This window comes from Streptococcus sp. 3167 (assembly GCF_013277175.1).
Lineage (GTDB): Bacteria > Bacillota > Bacilli > Lactobacillales > Streptococcaceae > Streptococcus > Streptococcus pseudopneumoniae.
Genome location: NZ_VMML01000054.1, coordinates 1 through 9,675, shown reverse-complemented (window position 1 = coordinate 9,675; position 9,675 = coordinate 1). Strand labels below are relative to the sequence as shown.

The following is a 9,675-nucleotide window of genomic DNA, read 5'->3' as shown; positions in this document are numbered from 1 at the left end:
GTGATAAAGTCGGGAGTCCCAAAGCTATCCTAGCAGACCTAGCCTTTGAAGAATCAGCTTTTCCAAAACACACAGATGATTTTGATGAGGTGAGTCGCTTTTTGGAAGAACATGCCAGTTTCTCTTTTAACCTAGGAGACTTTGACGCTATCTGGCAAGAATACTTAGAACACTAGCATGATTCATTGGGTTTGGGCTAGTAATTTCTCCATCCCTTTGCTATAATAAAAAGAAATAAAAGGATTAGAGAGGTTCTTTATTTGAAGGAACATTCAATAGACATTCAACTGAGTCATCCAGATGACCTGTTTCATCTTTTTGGTTCCAATGAGCGCCATCTTCGTTTGATGGAAGAAGAGCTTGATGTGGTGATTCATGCTCGTACAGAGATTGTACAAGTCTTGGGGGGGGAGTCAGCTTGTGAGGAAGCTAGACAAGTTATTCAAGCCTTGATGGTTTTGGTAAATCGTGGAATGACAGTCGGCACACCAGATGTAGTGACTGCGATTAGCATGGTCAAAAACGATGAAATCGACAAATTTGTCGCCCTTTATGAAGAAGAAATTATCAAGGATAATACAGGGAAGCCTATCCGTGTCAAAACACTAGGTCAAAAACTTTATGTGGACAGTGTTAAACAGCATGATGTGACCTTTGGAATTGGGCCAGCAGGTACAGGGAAGACCTTTCTTGCAGTGACCTTAGCAGTGACTGCACTTAAACGTGGGCAAGTCAAGAGGATTATCTTGACACGTCCAGCGGTGGAAGCAGGAGAGAGTCTAGGTTTTCTTCCGGGTGATCTTAAGGAGAAGGTAGATCCTTACCTTCGACCTGTTTATGATGCTTTGTATCAGATTCTGGGGAAAGACCAAACAACTCGACTCATGGAGCGTGAAATTATTGAGATTGCGCCCCTTGCCTATATGCGTGGACGGACCTTGGATGATGCCTTTGTCATTCTCGATGAGGCGCAAAATACGACCATTATGCAGATGAAGATGTTTTTGACTCGTTTAGGTTTTCATTCTAAGATGATTGTCAATGGAGATATCAGTCAGATTGACCTGCCACGCAATGTCAAGTCCGGTTTGATTGATGCCCAAGAGAAACTCAAGAACATTCACCAGATTGACTTTGTTCATTTTTCAGCCAAGGATGTGGTTCGCCACCCAGTTGTCGCTCAGATTATCCGAGCCTATGAACCAGAACCGGTTAAAAAAGAAGAGAGTGAAGAATTAGATTCTCAACCTCTATATGAAGGATAGTTCTTTTGTACTTAAAGTTATCTCAATACTAAATCTATAGTAGATTGAAGCTAGAATAGTACGTTGTGACTGCTAAAACATTTTTAGAAATTAATTTGACTTTCCTGATTGATTTGTTTATATCTTATTTCAATCTACTATAAGTTTGCTTTTTAAATGTTTTATTCAATATCCTTATATTAGATTAGAAAGGTTTCAAGTGGAAGAAACGTATGGAATCAATCTTTTTAAAACTAGCTCAGTATCCCATAGTCGAGACAGAGCGTTTGTTGCTTAGACCTGTAACTTTGAATGATGCGGAAGCAATGTTTGACTATGCCTCGGACAAGGATAATACACGTTACACTTTTTCAACCAATCAAAATGTAGAAGAAACCAAGAATAATATTGCTCAGTTCTACTTGGCTAATCCCTTGGGACGCTGGGGGATTGAATTAAAAGATAACGGCAAGTTTATCGGAACCATTGACTTGCACAAGATTGATCCTGTTCTTAAGAAGGCAGCTATTGGCTACATTATCAATAAAAAGTATTGGAATCAAGGATTGACGACAGAAGCCAATCGTGCCGTAATTGAGCTAGCTTTTGAGAAGATAGGAATGAATAAGTTAGTTGCTTTACACGATAAGGCTAATCCCGCGTCAGGAAAGGTCATGGAGAAATCAGGCATGCGTTTTTCCCACGAAGAAGCTTATGCTTGTATGGACCAGCATGAAAAAGGCCGAATCGTGACAAGAGTTCATTATGTCTTGACCAAGGAAGACTATTTTGCAAATAAATAAGCAGTTGAAAAGAAATTTTTCGACTGTTTTTTCTTCCTCTTACGAATAATCTAAGAGAGGAGAAAATATGGAAGCAATTATCGAGAAAATCAAAGAGTATAAAATCATCGTCATCTGTACTGGTCTGGGCTTGCTTGTAGGCGGATTTTTCCTGCTAAAGCCAGCTCCACAAACACCTGTAAAGGAAACGAATTTGCAGGCTGAAGTTGCAGCTGTTTCCAAGGATTTGGTATCCGAAAAGGAAGTGAACAAGGAAGAGAAGGAAGAACCCCTTGAACAAGATCTAATCACAGTAGATGTCAAAGGTGCTGTCAAATCGCCAGGGATTTATGACTTGCCTGTAGGTAGTCGAGTCAATGATGCTGTTCAGAAGGCTGGTGGCTTGACAGAGCAAGCAGACAGCAAGTCGCTCAATCTAGCTCAGAAAGTTAGTGATGAGGCTCTGGTTTACGTTCCTACTAAGGGAGAAGAAGCAGTTAGTCAACAGACTGGTTCGGGGACAGCTTCTTCAACAAGCAAGGAAAAGAAGGTCAATCTCAACAAGGCCAGTCTGGAAGAGCTTAAACAGGTTAAGGGACTGGGAGGAAAACGAGCTCAGGACATTATAGACCATCGTGAGGCAAATGGGAAATTCAAGTCGATTGATGAACTCAAGAAGGTCTCTGGCATTGGTGCTAAGACCATAGAAAAGCTAAAAGACTATGTTACAGTGGATTAAGAACATCCCCATTCCCCTAATTTACCTGAGTTTTTTGTTACTTTGGTTTTATTACGCTATTTTCTCAGCATCCTATCTTGCTTTGTTGGGCTTTGTTTTTCTGCTAGTCTGTCTCTTTTTCCAATTTCCATGGAAATCAACAGGCAAAGTTTTAGTGATTTGTGGAGTCTTTGGCTTCTGGTTTCTGTTTCAAAATTGGCAACAGAGCCAAGCGAGTCAAAATCTGGCGGATTCTGTTGAAAGGGTACGGATTCTGCCTGACACTGTTAAGGTCAATGGTGATAGTCTGTCCTTTCGCGGCAAGGCTGATGGACGCATTTTTCAAGTCTATTATAAACTCCAGTCCGAGGAGGAGAAAGAAGCCTTTCAAGCTTTAACCGACCTGCATGAGATAGGACTAGAAGGGAAGCTTTCGGAGCCAGAAGGGCAGAGAAATTTTGGTGGCTTTAATTACCAAGCCTATCTGAAGACTCAGGGAATTTACCAGACTCTCAATATCAAAACAATCCAGTCACTTCAAAAGATTGGCAGTTGGGATATAGGAGAAAACTTGTCCAGTTTACGTCGAAAGGCTGTGGTTTGGATTAAGACGCACTTTCCAGACCCTATGCGCAATTACATGACAGGACTCTTGCTGGGACATCTGGACACCGACTTTGAGGAGATGAATGAGCTTTATTCCAGTCTAGGAATTATCCACCTCTTTGCCCTATCTGGCATGCAGGTAGGTTTTTTCATGAACGGATTTAAGAAACTTCTCTTGCGATTGGGCTTGACCCAAGAAAAGTTGAAATGGCTGACTTATCCCTTTTCCCTTATCTATGCGGGACTAACTGGATTTTCAGCATCGGTTATTCGCAGTCTCTTGCAAAAGCTACTGGCTCAACATGGGGTTAAGGGCTTGGATAATTTTGCCTTGACAGTGTTTCTCCTCTTTATTGTCATGCCAAACTTTTTCTTGACAGCAGGAGGAGTCTTGTCCTGCGCTTATGCTTTTATCCTGACCATGACCAGCAAAGAAGGGGAGGGGCTCAAGGCTGTTGCTAGTGAAAGTCTAGTCATCTCCTTGGGCATATTGCCCATTCTATCCTTCTATTTTGCGGAATTTCAACCTTGGTCCATCCTCTTGACCTTTGTCTTTTCCTTTCTATTTGATTTGGTCTTCTTACCGCTCTTGTCTATCTTATTTGCCCTTTCCTTTCTCTATCCAGTCATTCAACTGAATTTTATCTTTGAATGGTTGGAGGGAATGATTCGCTTGGTCTCGCAGATGACAAGTAGGCCGTTTGTCTTTGGACAACCTAATGCATGGTTTTTAATTTTATTGTTAATTTCCTTGGCTTTGGTCTATGATTTGAGGAAAAATATCAAAAGAGTAGCTGGCTTCAGCTTACTTATTGTGGGTCTCTTTTTCTTGACCAAGCATCCACTGGAAAATGAAATTACCATGCTGGATGTGGGGCAAGGAGAAAGTATTTTCCTAAGGGATGTAACTGGGAAGACCATTCTCATAGATGTAGGTGGCAAGGCAGAATCTGATAAGAAAATTGAAAAATGGCAAGAAAAGGCGACGACCAGCAATGCCCAGCGAACCTTGATTCCCTATCTCAAAAGTCGAGGAGTAGCCAAGATTGACCAGCTGATTTTGACAAATACGGACAAGGAACATGTTGGAGATTTGTTGGAGGTGACCAAGGCTTTTCATGTAGGGGAGATTTTAGTATCAAAAGGAAGTCTGAAACAGAAGGAATTTGTGGCAGAACTACAGGCGACTCAAACCAAGGTGCGCAGTGTGACAGCAGGAGAGAACTTGCCAATTTTTGGAAGTCAGTTAGAAGTCCTATCTCCAAGGAAAATTGGAGATCATGAAGATACCCTGGTTTTGTATGGAAAACTCTTGGATAAAAACTTTCTTTTCACTGGAAATTTGGAGGAGAAAGGAGAGAAGGACATGCTGAAGCACTATCCTGACCTAGAAGTGGATGTTTTGAAAGCTAGCCAACATGGCTCTAAAAAATCATTAAGTTCAGACTTTTTAGAACAGCTCAAACCAGAGATGACTCTCATCTCAGTTGGAAAGAACAATCGAACGAAACTCCCCCATCAGGAAACTTTGACACGACTGGAAGGTATCAATAGCAAAGTTTACCGAACTGACCAGCATGGAGCTATACGGTTTAAAGGTTGGAATAGTTGGAAGATTGAAAGCGTTCGATAGGAAAGATAAATATTATTATTAGACTTCCTGCGAAACAAAATATGGTATAATAGTTCTATGAATTATGAAGCAAGTAAACAACTAACTGATGCACAATTTAATCGTCTTGTTGGTGTTCAGCGCACGACTTTTGAAGAGATGTTAGCTGTATTAAAAATTAAACACGCAAAAGATGGATAAAAACCTAAATTAAGCCTAGAATACCTTCTTATGGCGACTTCAATATGTGCGAGAATATCGAACTTATGAACAAATTGCGGCTGATTTTGGTATCCACGAAAGCAACTTAACCCATCGGAGTCAATGGGTTGAAGTAACTCTTGTTCAAAGTGGTTTTACGATTTCAAGACCTCCTCTCAGTTCTGAGGACACGGTAATGATTGATGCGACGGAAGTAAAAATCCATCGCCCTAAAAAACAATTAGCGAATGATTCTGGTAAAAAGAAATGCCACGCTATGAAGGCTCAAGCGATTGTCACAAGTCAAGGGAGAATTGTTTCTTTGGAGATCACTGTGAACTATTGTCATGATATGAAGTTGTTCAAAATGAGTCGCAGAAATATCGGACAAGCTGGTAAAATCTTGGCTGACAGTGGTTATCAAGGGCTCATGAAGATATATCCTCAAGCACAAACTCCACGTAAATCCAGCAAACTCAAGCCGCTAATAGCTGAAGATAAAGCCTGTAACCATGCGCTATCTAAGGAGAGAATCAAGGTTGAGAGTATTTTTGACAAAGTATAGTAGATTGAAACTAGAATAGTACACCTCTACTTCTAAAACATTGTTAGAAATCGATTTGACTGTCCTGATCGATTTGTCCTGTTCTTATTTCATTTCACTATGAAAACGTTTAAAATATTTTCAACAACCTATCGAAATCATCGTAAACGCTTCGGATTACGAATGAATTTGATTGTTGGTATTATCAATCATGAACTAGGATTCTAGTTTTGCAGGAAGTCTATTGTCAAAAATGTGATGGTAATCTTGTCCATCGACTGTCAGGTGACGTTCATAAATGCCTGAAGTCACGACAGATTGATTGACAACGGGAATGGTCATTAAGTGATTTCCCCTCGGATTGGCTGAATCTTGAATCTCGATTTGCCAAGGGTTATCCCCTCTTGCCTGATTTTTTCCAATGGTCAGGATACTCCCTCCCAGATTGATCAAGGCAGAAGTCATACCCTCTTTTCTAAGAAATTGGGCACCCTTTATCTGCACTATAACCCTTGACTAAACAACCTAAATCGATTTTCATTCCTTTCTGCTTTAAGAATACAATGGAAGTAGAAGAATCTAACTCGATATCATGAGGATTGATTAGAGACAGCACCGCTTCAATTTCTTGAGGTTGTGCAGCTTTGGCATCTGAAAAACCAATGCGCCAGGTTTGAATTAGGGGATCAATACTGATGTTGAGCTGGCTATAGAGTGCTAGGCTATGCTCTAAACCAAGTGAAATCAGTTCAAACAGGTCTGGATGAACAGTGACGGGGGCTATTCCTGCTTGATAATTGATTTCCATCAACTCAGATTCTTGACTAATGGCATTGAAATGGTATTCAAGCTTTTTGAGCAAATCAAAGGATTTTTAGAGTAAGATATCTGCTCACTCATTAACTAATGAAATAGTGATAGTGGTTCCCGTTAGGAGTTCAGAATGTGAACGAAGAGGCAAGCTAGCAACTTTTTTCTTTTGTAGAAAATAAGTTGCAATATCAAATAATTATATAAATGGAAGACCTTGTATTTTATTTTCATGTTATTATAATACCATAAAGCTAGAATTTTCATAAATTAAATTTGGAAAAAGTCAAGAAATATGCTTAAAAAAATTCATTAGGCTTGAAATTAGGATAAATGGAGAATTGTTTTTGATAAAAAATGATAAAGTAATAGCAAACCTCTGGTAAACGCTGACAATAAATGGTATACTAGTAAGGTAAATTTAGAATGAAAGTAGGAAATTTTTTATGAGTAAAATTGTTGTAGTCGGTGCTAACCATGCTGGTACAGCATGTATTAATACTATGTTGGATAATTTTGGAAATGAGAACGAAATTGTTGTATTTGACCAAAACTCTAGCATCTCTTTCCTAGGATGTGGAATGGCTCTTTGGATTGGTAATCAAATTGACGGTGCTGAAGGCTTGTTCTATTCTGATAAAGAAAAATTGGAAGCTAAAGGTGCTAAGGTTTACATGAACTCACCTGTTCTTTCAATCGACTATGATAACAAAGTAGTCACAGCCGAAGTTGAAGGAAAAGAGCACAAAGAATCATACGAGAAATTGATTTTCGCTACAGGTTCTACACCAATCTTGCCACCAATAGAAGGTGTTGAAATTCTTAAAGGAAACCGCGAATTTAAAGCAACTCTTGAAAACGTACAATTCGTGAAATTGTACCAAAACGCTGAAGAAGTGATCAATAAACTTGCTGACAAGAGCCAACACCTTGACCGTATCGCCGTTGTTGGTGGTGGTTACATTGGTGTTGAACTTGCTGAAGCCTTTGAGCGTCTTGGAAAAGAAGTTGTCCTTGTCGATATCGTTGATACTGTCTTGAACGGTTACTATGACAAAGACTTTACACAAATGATGGCGAAGAACTTGGAAGACCACAACATCCGCTTGGCTCTTGGTCAAACTGTTAAAGCAATCGAAGGTGACGGTAAAGTTGAACGCTTGATTACCGATAAAGAAACTTTTGATGTGGATATGGTTGTTCTTGCGGTTGGTTTCCGTCCTAACACAGCTCTTGCTGACGGTAAGATTGAACTCTTCCGAAATGGTGCTTTCCTTGTAGATAAGAAACAAGAAACTTCAATTCCAGGTGTATTTGCAGTTGGTGACTGTGCGACTGTCTATGATAATGCTCGTAAAGACACAAGCTACATCGCCCTTGCTTCAAACGCAGTTCGTACTGGTATCGTTGGTGCCTACAATGCTTGTGGACATGAATTGGAAGGAATCGGTGTTCAAGGTTCAAACGGTATCTCAATCTATGGTCTTCACATGGTTTCAACTGGTTTGACTCTTGAAAAAGCAAAAGCTGCAGGTTACAATGCGACTGAGACAGGATTTAACGATCTTCAAAAACCAGAATTCATGAAACACGATAACCATGAAGTAGCGATTAAGATTGTCTTTGACAAAGATAGCCGTGAAATTCTTGGTGCCCAAATGGTTTCACACGATATTTCAATCAGCATGGGAATTCACATGTTCTCACTTGCTATCCAAGAGCATGTAACAATTGATAAATTGGCATTGACAGACCTCTTCTTCTTGCCACACTTCAACAAACCATACAACTACATCACAATGGCTGCCCTTACAGCTGAAAAATAAAAATGATGAACTATCTGGTCTTAAGTCAAGGTCGGATAGTTTTTTAGGTACGACGGGTCATGGCCTACATCTGAGGAACAAGTCCTCTGTGGGCACTAGCTACCGATGAACCCAACAGCGCCCCTCAATCCTGACTATCGTGAGGTAGCGGACGAAGACGGTCTGGAGATAGACCCTGACGTTAGAGTAAAAAACGTTAGAGGAAAGAATAGCGAAATCCTGGTTCTAGGAACAGAGAGGTGCTAGGAAAGCCTATCTAGCAGATGAGATAGCCAAGAACTCTAAAGTTTATATAGGTAGTCGTAACTTATATCTGTAAGTCATGAAAGTAATTGAATTCGGACTAAGGTTTGTGTGAAAAAGATAAATCTTCCTAGAGTCCAAAGACTCTGCGTCCGATTTCCTATTTTCACTGTAACCTTTTAACGTCCTCTGTTATAAAGGAAGAAAGATCTGGGACTGATTCCGTGAGGTTTCATGAGCGCCTAAAGCATAGTAACAAGGAATCATGAGAAGTCAGCAGAAGCCATAGTAGTGATGAAGTTTCTGTAGTAGTATTAAATGGTTCAGTTGTATTTCCCAAAAGATGTGCCAATACAATGTATTACATAAATCGAATTTTAAATCTTAGGAAGTAGAAATTTTTAATGGTAGTAGATTTTCAAAGTGGTGAAATATGTTGAGGAATTTATTTTCTTTTCAAACATCAGATATTATTTATTTTGATAATGCAGCTACAGTTCCCAAGCCAAAAGCTGTTGTTAATAAATTAACAGAAGTTTATTCAGGAATTCCAATAAACATTAAGAGATATAATTCAAAAAATGATTTAATTTTTTCTAATGAATATGAGGCTGTTAAGAAAAAAATTAAAAATTTTCTAAGTGCCAGTAACTGCAATGTGCTTTTCACTAAAAGTGCTACGGAGGCTTATAACTTACTTAGTAGGTCTATAAAATATAATAAAGGTAAATTAGGCGTGTCTGTATTAGAACACCATTCTAATTATTTACCTTGGAAAATGTTATAGTTGCTTAGTTTCAAACAAGCATGTTATAATAAAGCTATGGCATATAGTACAGATTTTAAACAGCGAGCATTAGATTACATCAAAGAGGGGCACAGCCATGTCGAGGCAGCCAAGGTTTTTGATGTCGGCGTCAGAACTCTCTTCACGTGGGAAAAGAACTTACGTGAACAAGGACACTTAGAGAGGAAAAAGCGAGTCGTCAAAAACCGAAAGATTCCTTTAGAGGAATTGAAATCCTTTGTAGAGGCTTATTCAGATGCTTTTTACGGGAAATTGCGGCACATTTTGATTGTGCTGTCCCT

Annotated in this window: 7 protein-coding genes and 4 pseudogenes; 10 read left to right on the top strand and 1 reads right to left on the bottom strand. The window is 39.5% G+C overall.

Annotated elements, in window-relative coordinates; all coding sequences use genetic code 11:
- The 7 genes and pseudogenes from HT678_RS08260 to HT678_RS08230 all read left to right on the top strand — a co-directional run.
- Window positions 1-176: YozE family protein (locus HT678_RS08260; protein ID WP_172924834.1), on the top strand; the 176-nt coding region annotated here is incomplete at its 5' end.
- An 84-nt stretch (window positions 177-260) separates the two neighbouring features.
- Entirely contained in the window at window positions 261-1,265 is a 1,005-nt protein-coding gene (locus HT678_RS08255) for a PhoH family protein (protein ID WP_000658205.1), read from the top strand.
- Window positions 1,266-1,477: 212 nt separating this feature from the next.
- Complete coding sequence (locus HT678_RS08250) at window positions 1,478-2,047, top strand: GNAT family N-acetyltransferase (protein WP_000443735.1); 570 nt, start codon at window positions 1,478-1,480, stop codon at window positions 2,045-2,047.
- Between the two features lie 67 nt (window positions 2,048-2,114).
- Window positions 2,115-2,765: a helix-hairpin-helix domain-containing protein gene (locus HT678_RS08245; RefSeq protein ID WP_000387332.1), complete on the top strand. Its 651-nt coding sequence runs from the start codon at window positions 2,115-2,117 to the stop codon at window positions 2,763-2,765.
- Window positions 2,749-4,983 carry a DNA internalization-related competence protein ComEC/Rec2 gene (locus HT678_RS08240; RefSeq protein WP_000942432.1) on the top strand — a complete coding sequence of 745 codons (2,235 nt, stop codon included), beginning with the start codon at window positions 2,749-2,751 and terminating at the stop codon, window positions 4,981-4,983. Before HT678_RS08245 ends, HT678_RS08240 begins: the two co-directional genes overlap by 17 nt.
- A 57-nt stretch (window positions 4,984-5,040) precedes the next feature.
- Window positions 5,041-5,725 (top strand): annotated as a pseudogene (locus tag HT678_RS08235) (transposase); the annotation flags it as partial.
- 102 nt (window positions 5,726-5,827) lie between these two features.
- A pseudogene (locus HT678_RS08230) lies at window positions 5,828-5,935 on the top strand (IS5/IS1182 family transposase); the annotation flags it as partial.
- 12 nt (window positions 5,936-5,947) lie between these two features.
- Here the strand turns inward: HT678_RS08230 and HT678_RS08225 are convergent.
- Window positions 5,948-6,668, bottom strand: a pseudogene (locus HT678_RS08225) (FAD:protein FMN transferase); the annotation flags it as partial.
- A gap of 295 nt (window positions 6,669-6,963) precedes the next feature.
- Here HT678_RS08225 and HT678_RS08220 point away from each other — a divergent pair.
- The 3 genes and pseudogenes from HT678_RS08220 to HT678_RS08210 all read left to right on the top strand — a co-directional run.
- On the top strand, window positions 6,964-8,343 hold the full coding sequence (locus tag HT678_RS08220) for an FAD-dependent oxidoreductase (protein WP_000036801.1): 1,380 nt from the start codon (window positions 6,964-6,966) through the stop codon (window positions 8,341-8,343).
- Window positions 8,344-9,019: 676 nt separating this feature from the next.
- Window positions 9,020-9,373, top strand: a complete 354-nt coding sequence (locus HT678_RS08215) for an aminotransferase class V-fold PLP-dependent enzyme (RefSeq protein WP_172924833.1) — start codon at window positions 9,020-9,022, stop codon at window positions 9,371-9,373.
- A gap of 36 nt (window positions 9,374-9,409) precedes the next feature.
- Window positions 9,410-9,675: pseudogene (locus tag HT678_RS08210) on the top strand (IS630 family transposase); the annotation flags it as partial.